Below are 21,118 nucleotides of genomic sequence, written 5' to 3' on the forward strand. Positions count from 1 at the left end.
CCTAAGTCGCCTGCCATGCTCAGCGTCGCCCAAGCCGAAACCCGTACCGCCGATCTGGTCGCTGCCGCCGTCAAGGCGGGCGCCGATGCGGCCGACACCCTCTATGTCTGCAACGCCTCGACCCAGGTCTCGGTGCGCCTCGGCGCGCTCGAGGATGTCGAGCGGTCGGAGGGCGAGGAGATCGGCCTGCGCGTCTTCGTCGGCAGCCGCTCGGCGAGCGTCTCCTCCTCCGACCTCTCGACCGAGGCGATGCGCGCATTGGTCGAGCGCGCGGTGGCGATGGCGCGCGAGGCGCCCGAGGATCCCTGGGCGGGGCTTGCGCCCGCGGATCGCCTGCTGGCCGGGGCTGCGCCGTCGGTCGACGGCGATGACGGTGCCGATCCGGCCCCGGCCGAACTGCGCGCCCGTGCCGAGGCTGCCGAGGACGCCGCGCGCGCGATCGCCGGGGTCACCAACAGCGAAGGGGCGGGGGCGTCGTCGAGCCGATCGGTGATCGCGCTCGCCACCAGCCATGGCTTCGCGCGCGGCTATTCGTCGAGCAGCTATGGCTGCTCGGCCAGCGTCATCGCCGGCGAAGGCGGCGGCATGCAGCGCGATTATGATTATGATTCGGCGCGCCATCTCGCCGATCTCGAGGATGCCGCGGCGATCGGCGCCCGCGCCGGCGAGCGCGCGGTCAAGCGGTTGAACCCCGGCAAGCTCGCCAGCGGCGCGATGCCGGTCGTCTATGATCCGCGGGTGGGGTCGAGCCTGCTCGGCCATCTGATCGGCGCGATCACCGGTTCGGCGATCGCCCGCAAGACCAGCTTCCTGCTCGACCAACTCGGCAAGCCGGTGTTCGCGCCGGGCATATTGATCCGTGACGATCCGTTGCGCCCGCGCGGACTGCGCTCGAAGCCGTTCGACGGCGAGGGCCTCGCGACCTCGGCGACCGACATCGTCGCCGACGGCATCCTCCAGGGCTGGCTGATGGACTCGGCGTCCGCGCGGCAACTGGGGCTGCAGCCGACCGGCCATGCCGTGCGCGGGGTCGGCGGTCCGCCGGGCGCCGGCGCGACCAACCTCTACCTGGCCGCCGGCACGCTGGCGCCGGCCGAACTGATCGCCGACATCAAGCTGGGGGTCTATGTCACCGAACTGATCGGGCAGGGGGTCAACGGCGTGACCGGCGATTATAGCCGCGGCGCGTCGGGCTTCGTGATCCGCGACGGGCAGATTTGCGAGCCGGTCGCCGAGATCACGATCGCCGGTAATCTCCGGGACATGTTCGCCCGGCTAGTACCGGGTTCGGATCTGGAGTTTCGCCGTTCGGTCGATGCGCCGACGGTCAGGATCGAAGGGATGATGGTCGCTGGTGCATAATGGTCTCCTCGATGCAGTGAGCGCGGTCGCGACCGAGGTCGGTGCGATGGCGCGCGCATCGTGGCGCGGCAGCTTCAAATATTGGGACAAGACCCCAGGCAGTCCGGTCTGCGACATCGATCTCGCCGCCGACGCGATGCTGCGCGACCGGCTGATGGCGATCGATCCCGAAGCCGGCTGGCTTTCGGAAGAAACCGCCGACAGCGCCGACCGGCTCAATTGCGCGCGGGTGTGGGTGGTCGATCCGATCGACGGCACCCGTGACTATGTCCGCGGCCGCGAGGGCTGGGCGGTGTCGATCGCACTGGTCGAGGGCGGCCGGCCGCTGATCGGGGTGCTCGACGCCCCGGTGCGCGGCGAGCATTGGCGCGCGCAGGCCGGCAAGGGTGCCACCCTCAACGGTGCGGCGATCGCGGCGTCGAATCGGACCGAATTGCCCGGCGCGCGGGTGCCGGCCGACGCACTGCCGCGGCGCGACGGCGATCTGGTGATGGTCGACAAACCCAATTCGATCGCGCTCAGGATCGCGATGGTCGCCTCGGGCCAGGCCGATCTGCTCGCGACGATCCGCTGGGGCCATGAATGGGATATCGCCGCCGCCGCGCTGATCGCGCAGGAGGCCGGCGCCACCGTCACCGACGCCTTCGGTCATCAGCTGCGCTATAACTCGACCCGGGGCGAGGCCTTCGGAATTCTCGCGACCGCGCCTGCCATCCATGCCGCCGCGGTCGAGCGGCTGGCCGAGCGCGCGGCGATTGCGTCGGTGCGCTGAACTATAGTCCGAGGCGCGGGATCTCGATCTTCGGGCAGCGGTCGACCACCGCCTTGAGCCCCGCTGCTTCGGCCCGGGCAACCCCTTCGTCATTATAGACGCCGAGCTGGGTCCAGATCGCCTTGGCGCCGACCCCGATCGCATCGTCGATCACCGCCCCGGCCGCGGCCGAGTTGCGGAAGATGTCGACGATGTCGATGGTCTCGTCGATCTCGGACAGCGCGGCGCGTACCGTCTCGCCATGGATGGTCTGGCCTGTCAGTTGCGGATTGACCGGGATCACCCGATAGCCACGCCCCTGCAGATAGCGCATCACTCCGTGACTGGCGCGGTCGGGCCGGTCCGACGCGCCGACCATCGCGATCAGCTTGGCGGAGGTCAGCAGATCGGCGATCTCGCGGTCGGTTTCGAGCGGCATGCGTGGTCCTTCCCGTCGTTCTCCATCAGAACGAAGCAGGCTTGGCCGGGTTCAGAAATTGGATGATCTTTTGCGCCAGCGGCGCGAAGATCGCGTCGTCGTCGGCCAGCGCCGGCGGTTGGCCGGCGTCGGATGCGGTGCGGATCTCGATCGCAAGCGGGATGCGGCCGAGGAACGGGATCTCCATCGACATCGCCGCCGCCTGTGCGCCACCCATGCCGAACGGGTCGGAGATCTCGCCGCAATGCGGGCAGGCATAGCCCGCCATATTCTCGACCAGGCCGATCACCGGCACCTCGGACTGGCGGAAGAAATCGACCGCGCGGGTCGCGTCCATCAGCGCCAGGTCCTGCGGGGTCGACACGATCACCGCGCCGGCCGGCTTGTATTTCTGGACCATCGTCAGCTGGACGTCGCCGGTGCCGGGCGGCAGGTCGAGGATCAGCAGGTCGGTGTCGCCCCATTCGGCGTCGATCAGCTGCTCGAGTGCCTTCGCGGCCATCGGCCCGCGCCAGGCGATCGCCTGGCCGGGGCGGACGAGCTGGCCCATCGACAGCATCGGGATTCCGTGCGGCGACATCACCGGATCCATCTTCTGGCCCTGCGCGGTCGGACGGATGCCCTCGGTGGCGAGCAGCCGCGACTGCGACGGGCCATAGATGTCGACATCGACCATGCCGACCTTCTTGCCCAATTTCTTGAGCGCGACCGCGAGATTGGTCGAGACGGTCGATTTGCCGACCCCGCCCTTGCCGCTACCGACCGCGATGATCTTGCGCCCGCGCTTCTCGGCGGTGAGCGCGACCCGGACATTCTGCACGCCCTCGATCGCGCCGAGCGCCTGCTTGACCGCCGCGTCGAGCGCCTCGCGCGCGCCGGCCGACAGGCCGGTGACGTCGAGCACGACGCTGGCGACACCGTCGGCGAAACGCGGCGGGGCGCCGCGGCCGCCCGCGATCAGGCCCCTGCCGCTGATGGGATCGATGACGCCGTCGAGCGCGTCGCGGAGCTTGTCTGCGATGTCCATGGCGTCCGCATAACCGGTGCCGCCTGAAAGACCACTGTTTTTCCGCGGACACCGCACCTATAAAGACTGCATGAACGACAAGAATGACGGCCTGCCGATCCCGACCGCCCTGCTGAACGAGGGCGGGCCCTGGGGCGGTGGCGGCAGCGGAGGAGGCTCCGGCGGGTCGGGCGGCGACGGTGGTGGCGACGGCCTGGGGCCGCGCAATCCCTGGAATCAGCCGCCGCAGCGCAAGCCGGGCGGAAAGCCCGCCGGTCGTTCGGCCATCGACGAACTGATCAACCGCGGCCGCGCCCGTTTCGGCGGCGGCCAGGGGGGCGGCAATTTCGACCCCGATGCCCGCCGGCTGGCCTTGTGGGGCTTCGTCGCGCTGCTGGTCGTCTGGGTGGTCTGGACGAGCAGTCACCGGATCGACCCGCAGCAGCGCGGTGTGGTCACCCGGCTTGGCCGCTATGCCTATACGATGGGCCCGGGTACGCATTTCTCGTTACCGTCGCCGATCGACATCATCACCAAGATCGACGTTGAAGACATAAGGGTGAAGGAAATCGGGTCGAGCTCCGAAAATACCCAGAATCTGGTGCTGACCGGCGATCAGAATATCATCGACCTGGCCTATTCGGTGCGCTGGAACATCCGCGACCCCGAACTTTATCTTTATGAACTCGCCGATCCCGACGACACCGTCGGCGAGGTCGCCGAGAGCGCGATGCGTGCCGAGTTGGCGCGGGTGTCGCTCAACGACGCGATCGGTCCCCAGCGCAGTCAGATCGAGGTGCGGGTCGCGCAGCGTATGCAGGAGATCCTCGACGGCTATCGCACCGGAATTGCGGTGCAGGGCGTCGCGATCAAGCAGGCGGATCCGCCTGCCGCGGTCAACGACGCCTTCAAGTCGGTTTCTGCCGCGCAGCAGGAGGCGCAGACCTATCTGAACGAAGCGCGCGCTTATTCGCAGCAACTCGGCGCCAAGGCGGAGGGCGAGGCCGCTGCCTTCGACAAGGTCTATTCCGAATATAAGCTGGCCCCAGAAGTGACCCGCCGGCGCATGTATTACGAGACGATGGAGCGTGTCCTGGCCAAGTCCGACAAGACGATCATCGAGGCGCCGGTGACCGGTTATCTGCCGATTCCTCCCGCCAAGCGCGAGGTGCCGGCACAATGAGTTCGACCAATGCCATGCCCGGCCGCGGGCTGATCGGTGCCGCGATCGGTGCCATCGCCGCAGTGGTGGTGTTCAGCAGCGTCTTCGCGGTGGTGCCCGAAACCCAGCAGGCGCTCGTCGTTCGCCTTGGTGAACCCGCAACCGTCTACAACGCCTACCGCGATAACGAAGTGTTCGGGCGTACCGGGGCCGGTCTCCTCTGGCGCATCCCGTTCCTCGATTCGATCGTGTGGATCGACAAGCGCGTGCTCGATTTCGACATGCAGCGTCAGTCGGTGCTGTCGAGCGACCAGCAGCGGATCGAGGTCGATGCCTATGCCCGCTACCGGATCGTCGATCCGCTGCGGATGTACATCACCGCGGGTAACGAGCGGCGCGTCGGCGAGGCGCTGCGCCCGATCCTTGGATCGTCACTGCGCAACGAACTCGGCAAGCGGCCTTTCGCGGCGTTGCTCAGCCCCGAACGCGGCCAGGTGATGGACAATATCCAGGACCGGCTGAACCGGGTCGCCGCGCAATATGGCGCGCGGATCGTCGACGTCCGGATCAAGCGGGCCGACCTGCCCGACGGTTCGCCGCTCGAATCGGCGTTCCAGCGGATGAAGACCGCGCGCGAACAGGAAGCGCGCTCGATCCGCGCCGAAGGGCGCAAGCAGGCGCAGATCATCACCGCCGAAGCCGACGCCCAGGCGGCCGGTGTCTATGCCGCGAGCTTCGGCAAGGATCCCGATTTCTATAATTTCTACCGTGCGATGCAGTCCTATCGGATGACCTTCGGCACCGATGGAACCGAAGCCCCCGGTGGATCGTCGATCATCCTGTCTCCGGACAATGAGTATCTGCGCGAATTCCGCGGAAGGCGTTGACGTAACGGCTTCCGTTCAAGCGGCGTTCAGTCGCAGATTACGACACAAGGTGCCCCAGTAACGTTCAAACGGGCAAAGACAGGAGTATTTGGGAGTTGGCCAAAGTGCGTTATGCTTATGCAATTACAGCGGCCCTGCTGGCTGGCGGCGCCACGGCAACCCTGACCATGCAGCAGCCGGTCGGCGCCCAGGTCGCGCAGAACGCGCCCGGCACGATCAGCGCGGCCCCTCCGGGGGCCGGCGCGCCGATGAGCTTCGCCGATCTCGCGGCGCGGCTCGCGCCGGCAGTGGTCAATATTTCCACCACCCAGAAGATCCAGGTCAAGAATGGCGGCGGCAACGCCTTTGCCGGCACCCCGTTCGAGGAACTGTTCAAGCGGTTCGGCGGCGGCGGTACCGACGATAATGGCAAGCCGATCACCCGCGAGGCGACCTCGCTCGGTTCGGGCTTCATCATCTCGGCCGACGGCTATGTCGTGACCAACAACCATGTGATCTCGGGCGGCCCTCAGGCCCAGGCCCAGGGCGCGGCGGTGGTCAGCTCGATCACCGTGACCCTGCCCGATCGCAAGGAATATAAGGCGACGGTGGTCGGCCGCGATGTCGCGTCGGATCTGGCGCTGCTCAAGATCGACATCAAGAACGCCCCGTTCGTGACGTTCGGCGATTCGACCCGCACCCGGGTCGGCGACTGGGTGGTCGCGATCGGCAACCCGTTCGGGCTCGGCGGCACCGTGACCGCGGGCATCGTCTCGGCGCTGCACCGCTCGATCGGCGCGGGCCAGCTCTACGATCGCTACATTCAGACCGACGCGTCGATCAACCAGGGCAATTCGGGCGGACCGATGTTCGACCTGAAGGGCAATGTGATCGGTATCAACACCGCGATCTATTCGCCGACCGGCGGCAATGTCGGCATCGGTTTCGCGATCCCCGCCGAAGAAGCCAAGCCGATCATCGAAACGCTCAAGTCCGGCGCGAAGATCAAGCGCGGCTATCTCGGCGTCGGCATCCAGCCGATGACCGAGGATATCGCCGCCGGTCTGGGTCTGCCCAAGGACCGTGGCGAGATCGTCGCGCGGGTCGAGCCGGGCGAGCCTGCGGCACGCGCCGGCATCCGCCAGGGCGACGTGATCGTGAAGGTCAACAATCAGGAAGTGACCCCCGATACGACGCTGTCGTACATCGTCTCGCGCGCCAAGGTCGGCGAGACGGTGCCGATCGAACTGATCCGCGAGGGTCAGCGCAAGACGGTGACGGTGACGGTCGGCGAACGCCCGTCGGAGGAAACGCTGGCAGGCGCGCTCGACAATGACGACGACAATGCCGACACCCCCGACAATGGCGCCAACGCGCCGCAGAGCGACATCGCCAAGAATCTGCTCGGCCTCGGCCTGCAGACCCTGACCCCCGATCTCTCGCGACGGCTCGGCCTGCCGGCGACGACCAAGGGCGTGGTGGTGACGTCGGTCGACCAGTCGAGCGACGCCGGTGCCCAGGGCTTCCAGCAGCGCGATGTGATCCTGCAGATCGATCAGGTCCCGGTGCCCACCGTCCAGACCGCGACGGCCGCGCTCGAGGCGGCGCGCAAGGCGAAGAAGACCACGGTGCTGCTGTTCGTCCAGCGGGGCACCAATCCGGGCCGCTATATCGGCGTGCAGCTCAACAACGGTAAGTGAACCATCGGCTGCCCGGCTCGGCCGGGCAGCCGCGGGCATGAAAAAGGGGCGGATGGCTTGGCCATCCGCCCCTTTTTTGTGCCTTTCGGGCGATCAGAAGCGGTAGCTGACCGTCGCGACCACCTGATGATAGCCGAACTTCGAGAAGCTGCGCTGGAAGTTGGTGCCGGTCGCCAGCGTGCTCTGCACGGTGAACGGGCCGCCTGCGGCGCCGCCCGCGGCGTTGACGACATATTTGTCGTTCTTCAGGCTGGTGAACAGATAGAGCGCGCCGACCGAGAAGGGGCCGACCTTCTGCTCGATGCCGCCACCATAGGTATAGCCCCAGGCGTCCTTCTTCGGGTCGCTGGTGGTGAAGGTGTTGACGCCGTTCGAGGTCGAGAAGCTGTTGCGGATCTTGCCGTAGGCGCCGCCGCCGGTCGCATAGATCAGCGTGCCGGTGCTGAACGAATAGCCGGCGCGGCCGCGTATCGCGGCATTTTCCTTCAGCCGGGCGCCGATCCGGTAGACCGCCGGGGTGGTGCTGAAGGCGGTGACGTTGTCGGACAGATAGGCCTTGCCGCCTTCGATCACGCCGCCGACGACGATCCCGTCGAGCGTGTCGCCGAACTGATAGTCATAGCCGAGATGGACCTTCCACAGACCCGCGTCATTGTCCTTGCGGCAACCGGTGCCCCGGCTCGGGCTGGTTGGCGCGCCGCCGCAGAAGCCCGGCGAGAAATTGGGGAAGGCATCGCCATAAGTGCCGTCGAGATTGCGGTCGAAGGTGACGGTCTCGTCGCCATCGGCCGGCTGCCAGCTATAGCCGGCCTGGCCGCCGACATAGAAGCCGGTCCAGTTGGCGGGGCCGGTGGTCATATCCTGCGCGCTCGCCGCACCGGCGCCGAGCGCCAGCACTGCCGCCGCCGCCGACAGTTGCAAAAGGGTTTTCATCGAATGGGGTCCTCTCTGTGGCCTTGTAACAAGACGTCCCCGGAACGGGCGGAGAGGAATTTCGATCCGCTGCCAATATGATGCCGCGATCACTGTTGCACGGATGCCACAGCAAATCGCCCCCGCGGACCCGATGTCTATTGTCCGAAACTGGCCTCCGAGGCGCGGAAAACCGCCTCTTTTGCGGCCGCGATCAGTGCGCCGGCCTTCGCTTCGCATTCGCGCTGTTCATAAGCGGGATCGCTGTCGGCGACGATACCGGCGCCCGACTGGACGTGCATGACGCCGTCCTTGATCACCGCGGTCCGCAAGACGATGCAACTGTCCATCGATCCGTCGGGGGAGAAATAGCCGACCCCGCCGGCATAGGCGCCGCGGGTCTCGGGTTCGAGTTCGGCGATGATCTCGCACGCGCGCACCTTGGGCGCGCCCGATACGGTCCCGGCCGGGAAGCCGGCGAACAGCGCGTCTAGCGCATCTTTGGCCGGGTCGATCCGGCCGACCACGTTCGAGACGATGTGCATGACATGGCTGTAGAATTCGACGGTGTAGCTGTCGGTCACCTCGACGCTGCCCGCGGTCGCCACCCGGCCGACATCGTTGCGGCCCAGGTCGAGCAGCATAAGATGCTCGGCGCGTTCCTTCGGGTCGGCAAGCAGGCTTTCGCGATGGGCGGCATCCTCGGCGGCGGTCCGTCCGCGCGGGCGGGTGCCGGCGATCGGGCGGATCGTCACTTCGCCGTCGCGCGCGCGCACCAGTATCTCGGGTGAGGAGCCGATCAGCGCGAAGCCTGGCAGATCGAGGAAATAGAGGAAGGGCGACGGATTGATCCGCCTGAGCGCGCGATAGAGCTCGATCGGCGGCAATGGGAAAGGCACCGAGAAACGCTGGGCCAGCACCACCTGGAAGATGTCGCCGGCGGCGATATAGTCCTTGGCGCGCAGCACCATCTCGGCATAGCGGCCGGCGGCGAGCTGCGGCGTCGGGACGATCGTCGCGGGATCGATCTCGGCGCTGACCCGCGGCGGCAGCGGCGAGGCGAGGGTCGCGGCGACCGCCTCGATCCGTTCGATCGCGCCGGCCAGTTTCGCCTCCGTGTCTCCCGGCGTCTCGGGCCATAAAGGCGCGACGAAATAGAGCGCATCGGCGAGACGGTCGAACACCAGGATCAGCGTCGGGCGCGCGAACAGCATATCGGGCAGGTCGAGCGGGTTGGGGGCCGGCCGCGGCAGCTTCTCGACCAGACCGATCGTCTCATAGGCGAAATAGCCGACCAGGCAGGCGAGGGCGGGCGGCAGGCCCTCGGGCACATCCATCCGGCAGCGGGTCACCAGCGCCCGCATCGCGGTCAGCGCATCGTCGGCCAGCGGTTCGAACGCTTCGTGATCGGTTGCCCAGCGACGATTGATCTCGGCCTTGCTGCCAAAGCCGCGGAACATCAGGTCGGGGGCAAGCCCGAGCAGCGTGTAGCGGCCGCGGGTGCTGCTGCCCTCGACCGATTCGAGCAGGAAGTCGCCGCGGCCTGGGACGATCAGCTTGATCGCGGCGGCGACCGGCGTATCGGTGTCGGCGACTTGCCGGCGCCACACCAGCGCGGGCTTGCCGGCCGCGAGCGCATCGCATGCGGCCTTGTCCTGCTCCTCGTCCATCATGCCCCCCGGAATGCTTACTGGCCGTCGCCGGTCTGGCCACCCGCGAACTGCCGCCTGGCGGCGGCGATCGCGGCGTCGTTGCGGCTGGTGCCGATGTCCTTTTCGACCGCGCGCACAAATTGCTCGGTGGTCTCGGCGATGGTGGCGCGCATCAGTTCGCCGCGGGTGGTCTCGACCAGGCCCGGGACCTGCGCGAGATCGCCGGGAACGACCTTGTCGAGCACCACCACGAAGATGGCGCCGCCATTGTCGGCGGCGACCACCTTGGCCTGGCCGGGCTTCATCGTGAAGATCAGGCGCAGCGGCGCCGGAATCTGCCGGGGATCCTGCGCACGCGCCAGATCGATCTGGCGCGCCGACGCCGGGGCAGGGGGCGGCAGCTTGACGCCGGCACCAGCGAGCGCGTCGGCCAGCTTCATCCCCTTGCCGACTTTGGCGGCGATCGTCTGCGCGATCGCCTGGGCCCGGGCGCGGGTACGCTTGACCATGATATCGCGCACCACCGCATCACGCACCTTGGCGAGCGGGATCGGGGTCGCCGGAATCACGCTGGCGACTCCCAGCAGCGCATATTCCTTGTCCTTGATCACCGTTTCGACGGTGGGGTCGTCGTCGGGGGTGGCGTCGAAACCAGGCTTGATCAGCGGAGTCAGGTCGGGGGCCGGCTTCCAGTCGGGATTGCCCGGCGCCTGGCCGGTCGCAAGGATCGGCGGGGTGGTGACCATAGTCAGGCCGTTCGCCTTGACGATCTCGTCGAAGCCGGCGCCGTCGGTGATCTGACCTTCGATCTTGCTGGCAAGGTCGGTCAGCGCGTCGGCGGCCTTCTGGGTCGCAAGCGTGGCAATGATCTCGGCGCGCGCCTGCTCCAATGTCCTGGCCGGCGTGCCGCCGACGCTGTCGACCTTGACGACATACCAGCCGAACGCGCCCTTGACCGGCCCGACCAGCTCGCCCGGCTTCGCCGTGAACACGGTGGCGGCGATCGCGGCGTTGGCCGCATTGGCATAGTCGGCCTGCGACTGTTTCGCGAGCGTCGAGGCTTCGAGACCCGCCTGTGCCGCAACCGCGCTCAGCGCGGTACCGGCGGTGACCTTGGCCGCGATCGCCTGTGCCGCGGCCTGGGTCGGCAGGATGAGCTGGGTCAGGTCGCGGGTCTGCTTGGCCGCATAGGCCGCACCATTTTCCTTGTAATAAGCGGCGATCTCGGCCTCGGTCGGCTGCGAGACCGCGGCGACCTTGGCTTCGCCGAACAGCGCGTAACGCAGCACGCGGGTCTCGGCCTGGGTATAGGCGGCGATATTGGCCTTGTAGGCGGCGGCGATGTCGGCGTCGCTCGGCTGGGCGGTGACCGCGACCGCGGCCAGCGGCACCACCCCGACCTGGCCGCTGCGCTGTTCGAGCAGCAGCTTGGCATAAGGCGTGGCGAGCTTCGCCGCGGTGGGCACGCCCGCGCTGGCGGGAAACAGGATCTGGTTGCGCAGCAAATCGCTGGCGATGTCGGAACGCAGATCCTTCTCGCTGATCCGCTGCTGGGCGAGCAGCGACCGCATCGTCGCTTCGTCGAACTGGCCGGTCACGCCCTTGAACGCCGGAATGCCGGCGATTTCGGCGTCGACCAGCCGCTTGCCGATGGCGAAGCGCTGCCGTGCGCCCCAGCTGTCGATCGCCCGTGCGGAGATCAGCGCATCGGTCACCTGGTCGAAGCCGCCTTGATCGACGAAGCCCTTGGCGTCGAGGGTCGGGGTCTGTCGGCGGGCGTTCTGGAGCTGGTTCTGGACGCGGCGGGTGAGTTCCGTGGCGCTGATCCGAAGATTGCCGGCCTTGGCGACGCTGCCGCTGTCGACGACGCCGCCCATCGAGCCGGGAGAATTCACCCCGGTGATGATGAAGGCGAGCATGATCAGAGCGAGCAGGCCGAGAACGATCCAGGAGGACAGCGCGCGGCGGAAGAAGGAAATCATCAAGCGTTCCGATAGGCCAGCTAAAGCGAAGAGGACGCCATAGAGGGGTGGCGGGGCGGCTTCAAGCCGCAGCCGCGGCTTCGCGCCTGGCCGATCGGTCGATGCCATGGTTGGCGGACCGGGCGAGGCTTGCTAGGGCCGGTCGACATTCTGAGATGGGGAGATCGGGACGATGGCATTGCGCAAGCTGGTGGCAGGCAACTGGAAGATGAACGGATCGCTGGCGGCGCTGGCCGAACTCGACGCGATCAAGGCCGCCGCCGATGCCCATGCCGGACTCGATGTCGCGATCTGTCCGCCCTTCACGCTGATCGCACCCGCGGTCGCCGGTGCGCCCGGCCTCGCGATCGGCGCGCAGGATTGCCATGCCGCCGCCAAGGGCGCGCACACCGGCTGCACCAGTGCGGCGATGCTGGTCGAGGCGGGGGCCACGCTTGCGATCGTCGGCCATAGCGAGCGCCGCACCGACCAGCACGAGACCGACCGCGAGGTGCAGGGCAAGGCCAGCGCGGCGATCGCCGCCGGGCTGATCGCGATCGTCTGCGTCGGCGAGACCGAGGCGCAGCGCGATGCCGGCGATGCGATCGCGGTGGTCGAGCGTCAGCTCGATGGCTCGATCCCCAACGGGAGCCGCGGTGAAACCCTGGTCGTGGCCTATGAGCCGGTCTGGGCGATCGGCACCGGCCGCACCCCGTCGGTCGCCGACGTCGCCGAAATGCACGCGGCGATCCGCGGACGGCTCGGCGAACTGCTCGGCGCCGAAGGGGCGAAGGTCCGCATCCTCTATGGCGGTTCGGTCAAGCCCGACAATGCGCGCGAGCTGATGGCCGTCCCCGACGTCGACGGCGCTCTGGTCGGCGGCGCCAGCCTGACCGCGGCGCAGTTCGTGCCGATCATCGAGGGGGCCGCCGCGGCAGCTTGATCGGAGAGGGCGGTTTTACCAGACACCTTAACCGCGCGGTGGTTGAAGTATGGGCGGTGATCGACTAGATCGCGCGCTTCACGAACGAAAGCGGTCTGAATGCTCACCTTCCTCCTTGTCGTCCATGCGCTGATCGCATTGCTGTTGGTGGGCGTCATCCTGATGCAGCGGTCGGAAGGTGGCGGGCTGGCGTCGAGCGGCAGCGCTTCGGGGCTGATGAGCGCCCGCGGCGCCGCCGATTTCCTGACCCGCGCGACCTCGGTGCTCGGCGCCCTGTTCATCGTGATGAGCATCGGCCTCGCGGCCTTCGCCTCGTTCACCCGCGCACCGTCCAAGGTCGATACCTCGCTGGTCGGCAAGACCGCGACCGCGCAGCAGCCCGAGGCGCCGGCGCCGGCCGATCCGCTTGCTGCCGCAGCGCAGCAGGGTACCGCCGAGACCGCGCCGGCCAACGGCACCAAGTAAATCCGGGCCTTCGGGCTCGATCGTCCGCCGCCCGACGGCCGCGCTCGCGCGGCCGTTTCTCAATGCGTTCGACGTCGCGCCTGCGCGACCGTCATCATCGATGCATGGGGCATGAAACAATTTTTGATCATTTTGCCGGAGTCGCGACCTTGAACTTCGACCCCTCCCGCGGTTAAGCCCATACTCCCATGGCGCGGTTCATTTTCATCACCGGCGGCGTGGTTTCCTCGCTTGGAAAAGGTCTCATGGCGGCAAGCCTTGCTGCCCTGCTCCAGGCGCGTGGCTACACGGTCCGTATTCGCAAATTCGATCCCTATCTGAACGTCGATCCGGGAACGATGTCCCCCTATCAGCACGGCGAGGTCTTCGTGACCGACGACGGTGCCGAGACCGACCTCGATCTGGGGCATTATGAGCGCTTTACCGGCGTTCCCGGGCGTCAGTCCGACAATGTCACCTCGGGCCGGATCTATCAGACGATCATCCAGAAGGAGCGCCGCGGCGACTATCTGGGCGCGACCGTGCAGGTGATCCCGCACGTCACCGATGCGATCAAGGAATTCGCGCGCGAGGACACCGACGGCCTCGATTTCGTGCTGTGCGAGATCGGCGGCACCGTCGGCGACATCGAATCGCTGCCGTTCATGGAGGCGATCCGCCAGCTGCGGAACGATCTCGGCCGGGCGCAGACCGCCTTCGTCCACCTGACCCTGGTGCCCTATATCGCTGCGGCGGGCGAGCTGAAGACCAAGCCGACCCAGCACAGCGTGCGCGACCTCACCAGCCTCGGCATCCAGCCCGACGTGCTGGTCTGCCGCTGCGAGCGGCCCTTGCCCGACAGCGAGCGTTCGAAGATCGCGCTGTTCTGCAACGTCCCCAAGGAATCGGTGATTCCCGCGCTCGACGCCAAGAATATCTACGAGGTGCCGCTCCAATATCATGCCGAGGGGCTCGACGACGCCGTCCTCGCCTCGTTCGGCATCTCCACCGAGGACCAGGACGAGCCCGACCTGTCGCGCTGGACCGAGATCATCGACCGCCTCGAAAATCCCGAGGGCGAGGTCACGATCGGCGTGGTCGGCAAATATGTCGGGCTCCTCGATGCCTATAAGTCGCTTCACGAGGCGCTGATCCATGGTGGCATCGCCAACAAGGTGAAGGTCAATATCCGCTGGATCGACGCCGAACTGTTCGAGCAGGACAAGAGCGAGATCGCCGGCCAGCTCGAGCCTTGCCACGCGATCCTCGTTCCCGGCGCGTTCGGCGAGCGCGGTGCCGAGGGCAAGATCGCCAGCATCCGCTTCGCGCGCGAGCGCGAGATTCCCTATTTCGGCATCTGCTTCGGCATGCAGATGGCGTGCATCGAGGGCGCGCGGAACCTGGCCGGAATCGCCAAGGCGTCGTCGACCGAATTCGGGCCGACCGACGAACCCGTCGTCGGCATCATCACCGAATGGATGACCAAGGCGGGCATCGAAACCCGCGAGGCCGGCGGCGACCTGGGCGGGACGATGCGGCTCGGCGCCTATGAGGCGAAGCTCGACGGCAACAGTGTCGTGTCGTCGATCTATGGTTCGACCGACATCAGCGAGCGCCATCGCCACCGTTGGGAGGTCAACACCGCCTATCGCGATGCGCTCGAAAAGGGCGGGCTGGTGTTTTCGGGCATGTCGCCCGACGGCATGCTGCCCGAGATCGTCGAGCGTCCCGATCATCCCTGGTTCGTCGGCGTCCAATTCCACCCGGAACTCAAGTCGAAGCCGTTCGATCCGCACCCGCTGTTCGCCAGCTTCATCGGCGCCGCGGTCAAGCAGAGCCGCCTGGTCTGACTGGTCTGAATTGAAAGACCCTCTCCCGTCACGACGGGAGAGGGTCTTTTCCTATCAGCCCGGAAGGTCGGGGATCACCGGATCGCTGGGCACGCCCGGGTTCGGATCGGTGGGCGAGGGCACCGGAATATCGACCGGCGTATCGCTCGGAACATCCTCGGGGCGCGGGGGCTGGCTGGCCATCATCAAATCTCCTTTGCCGCCCTCCAACGAACGAGAGCGGCAAAGGTCGCGGTCCGATCGATCAGACGCGCTTGGCGCCGGGCGTACCGCATTTCACGAACTTGCCCTTGCCGTCCTTGCAGCGCTGCGGAGTCTTGGGCGCAGGCGGGCATTTGATGAACTTGCCTTTGGCGTCCTTGCAGGGGGCGGCCCAGGTCGGCGCTGCGCCGGCGGCCAGCGTAAGCGTGGCGGCGGCAAGAAAGAGGGTGCGAACCATCGAATAAGCTCCTGAACAGAGGCGGCGAGTCGCCTCGGGCCGATCAGGCGCTTCGGTCCGCAGCCGGTCAATCAAACTATCGCAAATTCGAAGCTGCGGTGGTCGCGCCAGGGGCTCCAAACGCAAACGCCGGGACTGTTGCCAGTCCCGGCGCCGCGTGACGAATGCTCGTCAGCCCCCTGAGCGAGCTCTACGGGCGCCATCCCCTTTTAAATGACGCCTGGAGCCTCGTTCTCCCCGAACCATGGCCGTTTTTCTGCCTATGTTTCGTAGGGTTTGAGTAGTCGTACCACCGCATCTTGTCATCGGCTTTCAAGCCACTCGCTACCGAATGTGAGAGGGTGTGTTTTCTCGGCAACAGCCATGCCGGTTGCCCCGGCGCGTCGGGCGTCATAGGACAGCCCGCAACCCGGGTCGTCGACCCCTATCAGATCGCGGAGCCCATGCGCCTTTCCCGTCATTTCATGCCCGTCACCAAAGAGTCGCCCGCCGATGCCCAGATCGTCAGCCACAAGCTGATGCTGCGCGCCGGGATGGTGCGCCAGACCGCCGCCGGCATCTATGCCTGGCTGCCGCTGGGACACCGGGTGCTGCGCAAGATCGAGCAGATCGTCCGCGAGGAACAGGACCGTGCCGGCGCGATCGAATTGCTGATGCCGACGATCCAGTCGGCCGATCTCTGGCGCCAGTCGGGACGCTATGACGATTATGGCGCCGAGATGCTGCGCATCAAGGATCGCCACGACCGCGAGATCCTGTTTGGCCCGACCGCCGAGGAGGTGATCACCTGGCTGTTCAAGGATGGCGCGCGCAGTTACCGCGACCTGCCGCGCACCCTCTACAATATCCAGTGGAAGTTCCGCGACGAGGTCCGCCCCCGCTTCGGGGTGATGCGCGGCCGCGAATTCCTGATGAAGGACGCCTATTCGTTCGATCTCGACGAGGCCGGCGCGCGCCACAGCTACAACCGGATGTTCGTCGCCTATCTGCGCACCTACAAGCGGATGGGGCTGCGCGCGATCCCGATGCAGGCCGATACCGGCCCGATCGGCGGCGATCTCAGCCATGAGTTCATCGTCCTCGCCCCGACCGGCGAGAGCGAGGTCTTCTACCATGTGAACTGGGAACAGGACCGTCCGCTCGAGGTCGATGCCGACGATGCCGGCGCGTTGCAGGATTTCGTCTCGGGCCTGACCGTCGACTATTCGGCGACCGACGAGAAACGCGATCTCGAACGCGAGGCCGAGGCCGGTGCGGCGCTCAAGACCTCGCGCGGGATCGAGGTCGGCCATATCTTCTATTTCGGCACCAAATATTCGGCGGCGATGGGCCTGACCGTCCAGGGGCCCGACGGTTCGCCGATCACCCCGCAAATGGGCAGCTACGGTATCGGCGTGTCGCGGCTGATGGGCGCGATCATCGAGGCGAGCCATGACGATGCCGGCATCATCTGGCCCGATTCGGTCGCGCCCTATGCGGTCGGGCTGATCAACATGCGCGCCGACGACGCGCGTTGCGCCGCCGCCGCCGACGATCTCTACGCGCGGCTGAACGCGGCCGGGGTCGAGACCCTCTACGACGACCGCGACGAACGCGGCGGCGCCAAATTCGCGACGATGGACCTGATCGGCCTGCCCTGGCAGATCGTGATCGGCCCCAAGGGCCTCGACAAGGGCGTCGTCGAGGTGAAGCGCCGCGCCACCGGCGAGAAGGTCGAACTGTCGGTCGACGATGCGATCGCGCGGGTGCGTTCGTGACTAGCGCCCTAATCACCCTCTCCCTTTGGGGGAGAGGGCAGGGTGAGGGGTTCGTGCAGCCGGGCTCGATGCCCGGTTGTGCGAGTGGAGGCTGCGGGACGCTCGGGCTTCGCCCTCGCGACCCCTCTCCCAACCCTCTCCCCCAAGGGGAGAGGGCTTTTTTGTGATCCTATCCCGCTACGAGCGCATGATCGCCAAGCGCTACCTCCTTCCCGGCCGGGGCGAGGCGTTCATCTTCCTCGTCGCCTCGATCAGCCTGGTCGCGGTCGCGCTCGGGGTCGCGGCGCTGATCATCGTGATGAGCGTGATGAACGGCTTTCGGGCCGAGCTGTTCGACAAGATCGTCGGCCTGAACGGTCATGCCGTCGTCCAGGGCTATGACGGCAAGCTCCCCGACTGGCGGCGGATCGCGAAGGACGCAAAGGCGCTGCCCGGGGTAACCTCGGCGGTGCCGTTGATCGAACAGCCGCTGATGGCGGCCTTTTCGGGCCGGGTCGAAGGCGTGCTCGTGCGCGGCATGACGATCGCCGACCTGCGCGCCAATCCGGTGATGCAGGGCAAGGTCGTCAAGGGCGATCTCGGCGCGCTCACCCCGGGATCGGGCCGGGTGGCGATCGGCGCGCGGCTCGCCGAACAGCTCGGCGCGGATGTCGGTAGCCAGATAAGCCTGATCAGCCCGCAGGGCCAGACCACCCCGTTCGGCACGGTGCCGCGGATCGTCTCCTATCAGGTCGCGGCGATCTTCGAGGTCGGCGTCTACGACTATGACAAGGCGTTCGTGATCATGCCGATGGAGGATGCCCAGACCCTGCTGATGCTCGGCGATGCGGTCGGCATGGTCGAGATCCAGACCAATGATGCCGATCGGGTTGGTCAGATCCTCGCCCCGCTCAAGGCGAGCGTCGCGATGCAGGGCGAGATTCGCGACTGGCGCGAGATGAACAGTTCGCTGTTCGAGGCGCTTTCGGTCGAGCGGGTGGCGATGTTCGTGGTACTGTCGCTGATCATCCTGGTCGCGGTGTTCAACATATTGTCGTCGCTGATCATGCTGGTGCGCGCCAAGACCCGCGACATCGCGATCCTGCGGACGATGGGTGCGTCGCGATCGGGGCTGATGAAGATCTTCATGACCGTCGGGGTCACGATCGGTACGCTCGGCACCGGCTTCGGCCTGATCCTCGGTGCGGTCTTCCTGTTCTTCCGCCAGGCCGTGGTCAATTTCGTCCAGCTGGTGACGGGCCAGAATCTCTGGGATCCCTCGATCCGCTTCCTGACCGAATTGCCGTCGAAGACCGATCCGGTCGAGGTGGTGGTGATCGTCGTCATGTCGCTCGGGTTCAGCTTCCTCGCGACCCTCTACCCGGCCTGGAAGGCCGCGAGCACCGATCCGGTCCAGGTGTTGCGCTATGAATGATGTGTTGAAGGCCACCGCGCTCAAGCGTTCCTTCCAGCAGGGCGGGGTGACGATCGAGGTGCTGCGCGGGGTCGATCTGACGGTCGGTCCGGGCGAGATCGTCGCATTGCTCGGTCCGTCGGGGTCGGGCAAGTCGACCCTGCTCCAGGCGGTCGGCCTGCTCGAGGGCGGGTTCGAGGGATCGATCCGGATCGCGGGCGAGGAGGCGGCCAAGGCCGACAACGACGCGCGCACCCGCATCCGCCGCGACTCGATCGGCTTCGTCTATCAGTTCCACCATCTGCTGCCCGACTTCTCGGCGGTCGAGAATGTCGTGCTGCCGCAGATGATCCACGGCGCCGAACGGCCGGTGGCGCAGACCCGCGCCGCGGCGCTGCTCGGCCGGCTCGGCCTCGCCCAGCGGCTCGATCATCGCCCGAGCCAGTTGTCGGGCGGCGAACAGCAGCGGGTCGCGGTCGCGCGGGCGCTCGCCAATCGCCCCGCACTGGTGCTCGCCGACGAACCGACCGGCAATCTCGACGAGGCGACCGCCGATATCGTCTTCGCCGAATTCCTCACCCTCGTCCGCGACGAGGGCAGCGCCGCGCTGGTCGCCACCCATAATGAGCGGCTCGCTCTGCGGATGGACCGGGTCGTGCGCCTGCACGAGGGACTGCTGAGCTAAAAACGCCAGGATTTGATCCTGCGCAAGGCATCGCGGCCATGGGAAACGCATAGCCGTCCCATGATGGCTCCACTCGCCTATGACATCATCATTGTCGGTGCCGGTCCGGCGGGGCTGGCGCTCGCGCGGTCACTCGCCGGCACCGGGCTCACCATGGCGCTGGTCGATCGCACATCGGCGGCGGTGCTGGCGTCGCCGCCCTGCGACGGACGCGAGATCGCGCTGACCCGACGGTCGGTCGCCACCCTCGATCGGCTCGGGGCCTGGGAACGGCTCGACGCCGCCGACATCGCCCCGCTACGCGAAGCGCGCGTGCTCGACGGCGATCGCGCCTTCGCGCTGTCGTTCGCGGGCGGGGAGGATGTCGACCGGCTGGGCTGTCTCGTCGCCAATCACCGCATCCGGCGATCGCTGTTCGAGGCGCTCGAAGGCCAGGCGCGGCTGGCCTTGTTCGCCGGCGCCGCGATCCGTTCGGTGCGGACCTCCGCGAAAGAAGCGACCGTCGACCTCGAAGACGGGCGCCGGCTGCAGGGGCGATTGCTGGTCGGCGCCGATTCGCGCTTCTCGCTGGTCCGCCGTCAGCTCGGGATCGGCGCGCGGTTGAACCGGCTCGACCGGTCGATGCTGCTGTGCCGGGTCGCGCATGACGCCGATCATGGCGGCATCGCCACCGAATGGTTCGGCCATGGCCAGACGATCGCCATGCTGCCGCTGAACGGCGGCCATGTCTCGTCGGCGGTGCTGACGCTGCCGGCGGCCGCGATCGAACGGCTCGCCGTGCTCGACGCGCAGGCGCTCGGTACCGAGATCACCCGCCGTTACCGCGCGCGGCTGGGGGCGATGCGGGTGGTCGAGGGGCCGTATGTCTATCCGCTGGTCACCAGCTTCGCGCACGGCTTCGTCGGGCCGCGCGCCGCGCTCGTGGGCGATGCCGCGGTCGGCATGCACCCGGTCACCGCCCATGGTTTCAACCTGGGGCTGCAGGGCGCCGCCAAGCTGGCCGAACTGGTCGGCGGAGCAGCTGCGCGTGGCGGCGATATCGCTGCCGCCGGCCTGCTGCGCCGCTACGAGGCCGCGCACCGGCTGGCGAGCGCGCCGCTGTTCGCCGCGACCAACCTCATCGTCGGTCTCTACACCGACGACCGGCCGGCCGCGGCCCATCTCGCGCGTCCGCTGGCGCTCAGGGCGGCGGCACGGCTGCCGATGCTGCGCCGTGGCGTGACCCGGCTGCTGATGCAGCCATGACCTCTTCCCCTGTCATCGATCGGAGACCCGCATGTCCACCGCCGCCGCCAGTCGGCCAGTCGCCACCCCGTTCGAGCGCCTCGGCGGCGAGCCGGCGGTGCGCGCGCTGGTCGAACGCTTCTACGACCTGATGGAGCAGGAACCCTTTTATGCCGAGCTTCGCGCGATGCATGCCGCCGACCTGTCGCCGATGCGGGTGTCGCTGACCCAGTTTCTCTCCGCCTGGCTCGGCGGCCCGCGCGACTGGTATGCGGCGCGGCCGGGCACCTGCGTCATGTCGATCCATGGCCGGATGACGATCACCCAGGAGACGGCCGGCCAGTGGGTCCATGCGATGAGCCGGGCGATGGCCGAGTGCCGGGTCGATCCCGCGCTGGGGACGCAATTGCAGCAGGCCTTCCTGCGGATGGCGAGCGCGATGATGATGCGCTGATCGCCTGTCGCGTATGGCTTGTCGCGCATGGCTTTGATTGCCGTCAACCCGGCGGCGGGGCTGCGGTGATAGCCTGCGTCAGACCCGCCCGCCAACGGGCTTTTCGGACCAGCCATCG

General features: G+C 67.3%; 20 protein-coding genes. 13 read left to right on the plus strand and 7 right to left on the minus strand.

The genetic code is table 11. The annotated features are described in order from the left end of the window. Positions 1-15 precede the first annotated feature (15 nt). Both AC1RM6_RS01065 and AC1RM6_RS01070 read left to right on the plus strand, forming a co-directional pair. A complete protein-coding gene (locus tag AC1RM6_RS01065) occupies positions 16-1,362 on the plus strand; it encodes a TldD/PmbA family protein (protein WP_493097734.1) in 1,347 nt (448 codons plus the stop codon). Next, positions 1,355-2,134, plus strand: coding sequence for a 3'(2'),5'-bisphosphate nucleotidase CysQ (locus tag AC1RM6_RS01070; protein ID WP_493097735.1), 780 nt, complete (start codon positions 1,355-1,357; stop codon positions 2,132-2,134). The genes AC1RM6_RS01065 and AC1RM6_RS01070 overlap by 8 nt, the downstream gene beginning before the upstream one ends. Position 2,135: 1 nt before the next feature. Here AC1RM6_RS01070 and AC1RM6_RS01075 read toward each other — a convergent pair whose 3' ends face one another. Then, on the minus strand, positions 2,136-2,552 hold the full coding sequence (locus AC1RM6_RS01075) for a CoA-binding protein (RefSeq protein WP_493097736.1): 417 nt from the start codon (positions 2,550-2,552) through the stop codon (positions 2,136-2,138). Positions 2,553-2,577: 25 nt separating this feature from the next. Then, entirely contained in the window at positions 2,578-3,579 is a 1,002-nt protein-coding gene (locus tag AC1RM6_RS01080) for an Mrp/NBP35 family ATP-binding protein (RefSeq protein ID WP_493097737.1), read from the minus strand. 70 nt (positions 3,580-3,649) lie between these two features. On the opposite strand from AC1RM6_RS01080, the gene hflK reads away from it, so the two are divergent. The 3 genes from hflK to AC1RM6_RS01095 all read left to right on the plus strand — a co-directional run bounded on the left by hflK (position 3,650) and on the right by AC1RM6_RS01095 (position 7,286). Continuing rightward, positions 3,650-4,741 carry an FtsH protease activity modulator HflK gene (gene hflK, locus AC1RM6_RS01085; protein WP_493097738.1) on the plus strand — a complete coding sequence of 364 codons (1,092 nt, stop codon included), beginning with the start codon at positions 3,650-3,652 and terminating at the stop codon, positions 4,739-4,741. A gap of 14 nt (positions 4,742-4,755) precedes the next feature. Next, positions 4,756-5,607, plus strand: a complete 852-nt coding sequence (hflC, locus tag AC1RM6_RS01090) for a protease modulator HflC (RefSeq protein WP_493099492.1) — start codon at positions 4,756-4,758, stop codon at positions 5,605-5,607. A gap of 104 nt (positions 5,608-5,711) precedes the next feature. Then, the gene (locus AC1RM6_RS01095) at positions 5,712-7,286 is read left to right on the plus strand and encodes a Do family serine endopeptidase (RefSeq protein WP_493097739.1); all 1,575 of its coding nucleotides are present in this window, start codon (positions 5,712-5,714) and stop codon (positions 7,284-7,286) included. Between the two features lie 93 nt (positions 7,287-7,379). Here AC1RM6_RS01095 and AC1RM6_RS01100 read toward each other — a convergent pair whose 3' ends face one another. The 3 genes from AC1RM6_RS01100 to AC1RM6_RS01110 form a co-directional block, all read right to left on the minus strand. Then, on the minus strand, positions 7,380-8,219 hold the full coding sequence (locus AC1RM6_RS01100) for an outer membrane protein (protein ID WP_493097740.1): 840 nt from the start codon (positions 8,217-8,219) through the stop codon (positions 7,380-7,382). A gap of 137 nt (positions 8,220-8,356) precedes the next feature. Continuing rightward, complete coding sequence (locus AC1RM6_RS01105) at positions 8,357-9,868, minus strand: anthranilate synthase component I family protein (protein ID WP_493097741.1); 1,512 nt, start codon at positions 9,866-9,868, stop codon at positions 8,357-8,359. Positions 9,869-9,885: 17 nt separating this feature from the next. Further along, complete coding sequence (locus AC1RM6_RS01110) at positions 9,886-11,832, minus strand: peptidylprolyl isomerase (protein ID WP_493097742.1); 1,947 nt, start codon at positions 11,830-11,832, stop codon at positions 9,886-9,888. A gap of 172 nt (positions 11,833-12,004) precedes the next feature. On the opposite strand from AC1RM6_RS01110, the gene tpiA reads away from it, so the two are divergent. From tpiA to pyrG, 3 genes are all read left to right on the plus strand, one after another. After that, complete coding sequence (gene tpiA, locus AC1RM6_RS01115) at positions 12,005-12,754, plus strand: triose-phosphate isomerase (protein WP_493097743.1); 750 nt, start codon at positions 12,005-12,007, stop codon at positions 12,752-12,754. A 99-nt stretch (positions 12,755-12,853) separates the two neighbouring features. Further along, positions 12,854-13,219 (plus strand): preprotein translocase subunit SecG, encoded by a 366-nt coding sequence (secG, locus tag AC1RM6_RS01120; protein WP_493097744.1) that lies wholly within the window; start codon positions 12,854-12,856, stop codon positions 13,217-13,219. A gap of 188 nt (positions 13,220-13,407) precedes the next feature. Continuing rightward, positions 13,408-15,048 (plus strand): CTP synthase, encoded by a 1,641-nt coding sequence (gene pyrG / locus AC1RM6_RS01125; protein ID WP_493097745.1) that lies wholly within the window; start codon positions 13,408-13,410, stop codon positions 15,046-15,048. A 54-nt stretch (positions 15,049-15,102) separates the two neighbouring features. On the opposite strand, the gene AC1RM6_RS01130 is transcribed toward pyrG, so the two are convergent. Further along, positions 15,103-15,231: a hypothetical protein gene (locus tag AC1RM6_RS01130; protein WP_493097746.1), complete on the minus strand. Its 129-nt coding sequence runs from the start codon at positions 15,229-15,231 to the stop codon at positions 15,103-15,105. A gap of 61 nt (positions 15,232-15,292) precedes the next feature. Further along, positions 15,293-15,487 carry a hypothetical protein gene (locus tag AC1RM6_RS01135; protein ID WP_493097747.1) on the minus strand — a complete coding sequence of 65 codons (195 nt, stop codon included), beginning with the start codon at positions 15,485-15,487 and terminating at the stop codon, positions 15,293-15,295. A gap of 443 nt (positions 15,488-15,930) precedes the next feature. On the opposite strand from AC1RM6_RS01135, the gene proS reads away from it, so the two are divergent. From proS to AC1RM6_RS01160, 5 genes are all read left to right on the plus strand, one after another. Further along, entirely contained in the window at positions 15,931-17,244 is a 1,314-nt protein-coding gene (gene proS, locus AC1RM6_RS01140) for a proline--tRNA ligase (protein WP_493097748.1), read from the plus strand. Positions 17,245-17,407: 163 nt separating this feature from the next. Further along, positions 17,408-18,658, plus strand: coding sequence for a lipoprotein-releasing ABC transporter permease subunit (locus tag AC1RM6_RS01145; RefSeq protein ID WP_493097749.1), 1,251 nt, complete (start codon positions 17,408-17,410; stop codon positions 18,656-18,658). Then, entirely contained in the window at positions 18,651-19,322 is a 672-nt protein-coding gene (locus tag AC1RM6_RS01150; protein ID WP_493097750.1) for an ABC transporter ATP-binding protein, read from the plus strand. The genes AC1RM6_RS01145 and AC1RM6_RS01150 overlap by 8 nt, the downstream gene beginning before the upstream one ends. Positions 19,323-19,382: 60 nt before the next feature. Next, on the plus strand, positions 19,383-20,567 hold the full coding sequence (gene ubiM / locus AC1RM6_RS01155) for a 5-demethoxyubiquinol-8 5-hydroxylase UbiM (protein ID WP_493097751.1): 1,185 nt from the start codon (positions 19,383-19,385) through the stop codon (positions 20,565-20,567). Positions 20,568-20,598: 31 nt separating this feature from the next. Next, positions 20,599-21,000 (plus strand): group II truncated hemoglobin, encoded by a 402-nt coding sequence (locus tag AC1RM6_RS01160; protein ID WP_493097752.1) that lies wholly within the window; start codon positions 20,599-20,601, stop codon positions 20,998-21,000. Positions 21,001-21,118 lie beyond the last annotated feature (118 nt).

Source organism: Rhizorhabdus sp. GW822-FHT03C02, from assembly GCF_058801765.1.

Excerpts from the sequence above, each read along its gene's own strand:
- tpiA (WP_493097743.1), top strand. The coding sequence starts at position 12,005 with ATGGCATTGCGCAAGCTGGTGGCAGGCAACTGGAAGATGAACGGATCG.
- hflK (WP_493097738.1), top strand. The coding sequence starts at position 3,650 with ATGAACGACAAGAATGACGGCCTGCCGATCCCGACCGCCCTGCTGAAC.
- AC1RM6_RS01110 (WP_493097742.1), bottom strand. The coding sequence starts at position 11,832 with ATGATTTCCTTCTTCCGCCGCGCGCTGTCCTCCTGGATCGTTCTCGGC.
- hflC (WP_493099492.1), top strand. The coding sequence starts at position 4,756 with ATGCCCGGCCGCGGGCTGATCGGTGCCGCGATCGGTGCCATCGCCGCA.
- pyrG (WP_493097745.1), top strand. The coding sequence starts at position 13,408 with ATGGCGCGGTTCATTTTCATCACCGGCGGCGTGGTTTCCTCGCTTGGA.
- ubiM (WP_493097751.1), top strand. The coding sequence starts at position 19,383 with ATGATGGCTCCACTCGCCTATGACATCATCATTGTCGGTGCCGGTCCG.
- AC1RM6_RS01105 (WP_493097741.1), bottom strand. The coding sequence starts at position 9,868 with ATGGACGAGGAGCAGGACAAGGCCGCATGCGATGCGCTCGCGGCCGGC.
- AC1RM6_RS01075 (WP_493097736.1), bottom strand. The coding sequence starts at position 2,552 with ATGCCGCTCGAAACCGACCGCGAGATCGCCGATCTGCTGACCTCCGCC.
- AC1RM6_RS01065 (WP_493097734.1), top strand. The coding sequence starts at position 16 with ATGCTCAGCGTCGCCCAAGCCGAAACCCGTACCGCCGATCTGGTCGCT.
- AC1RM6_RS01150 (WP_493097750.1), top strand. The coding sequence starts at position 18,651 with ATGAATGATGTGTTGAAGGCCACCGCGCTCAAGCGTTCCTTCCAGCAG.
- AC1RM6_RS01100 (WP_493097740.1), bottom strand. The coding sequence starts at position 8,219 with ATGAAAACCCTTTTGCAACTGTCGGCGGCGGCGGCAGTGCTGGCGCTC.
- AC1RM6_RS01080 (WP_493097737.1), bottom strand. The coding sequence starts at position 3,579 with ATGGACATCGCAGACAAGCTCCGCGACGCGCTCGACGGCGTCATCGAT.
- AC1RM6_RS01130 (WP_493097746.1), bottom strand. The coding sequence starts at position 15,231 with ATGGCCAGCCAGCCCCCGCGCCCCGAGGATGTTCCGAGCGATACGCCG.
- AC1RM6_RS01135 (WP_493097747.1), bottom strand. The coding sequence starts at position 15,487 with ATGGTTCGCACCCTCTTTCTTGCCGCCGCCACGCTTACGCTGGCCGCC.
- secG (WP_493097744.1), top strand. The coding sequence starts at position 12,854 with ATGCTCACCTTCCTCCTTGTCGTCCATGCGCTGATCGCATTGCTGTTG.
- AC1RM6_RS01160 (WP_493097752.1), top strand. The coding sequence starts at position 20,599 with ATGTCCACCGCCGCCGCCAGTCGGCCAGTCGCCACCCCGTTCGAGCGC.
- proS (WP_493097748.1), top strand. The coding sequence starts at position 15,931 with ATGCGCCTTTCCCGTCATTTCATGCCCGTCACCAAAGAGTCGCCCGCC.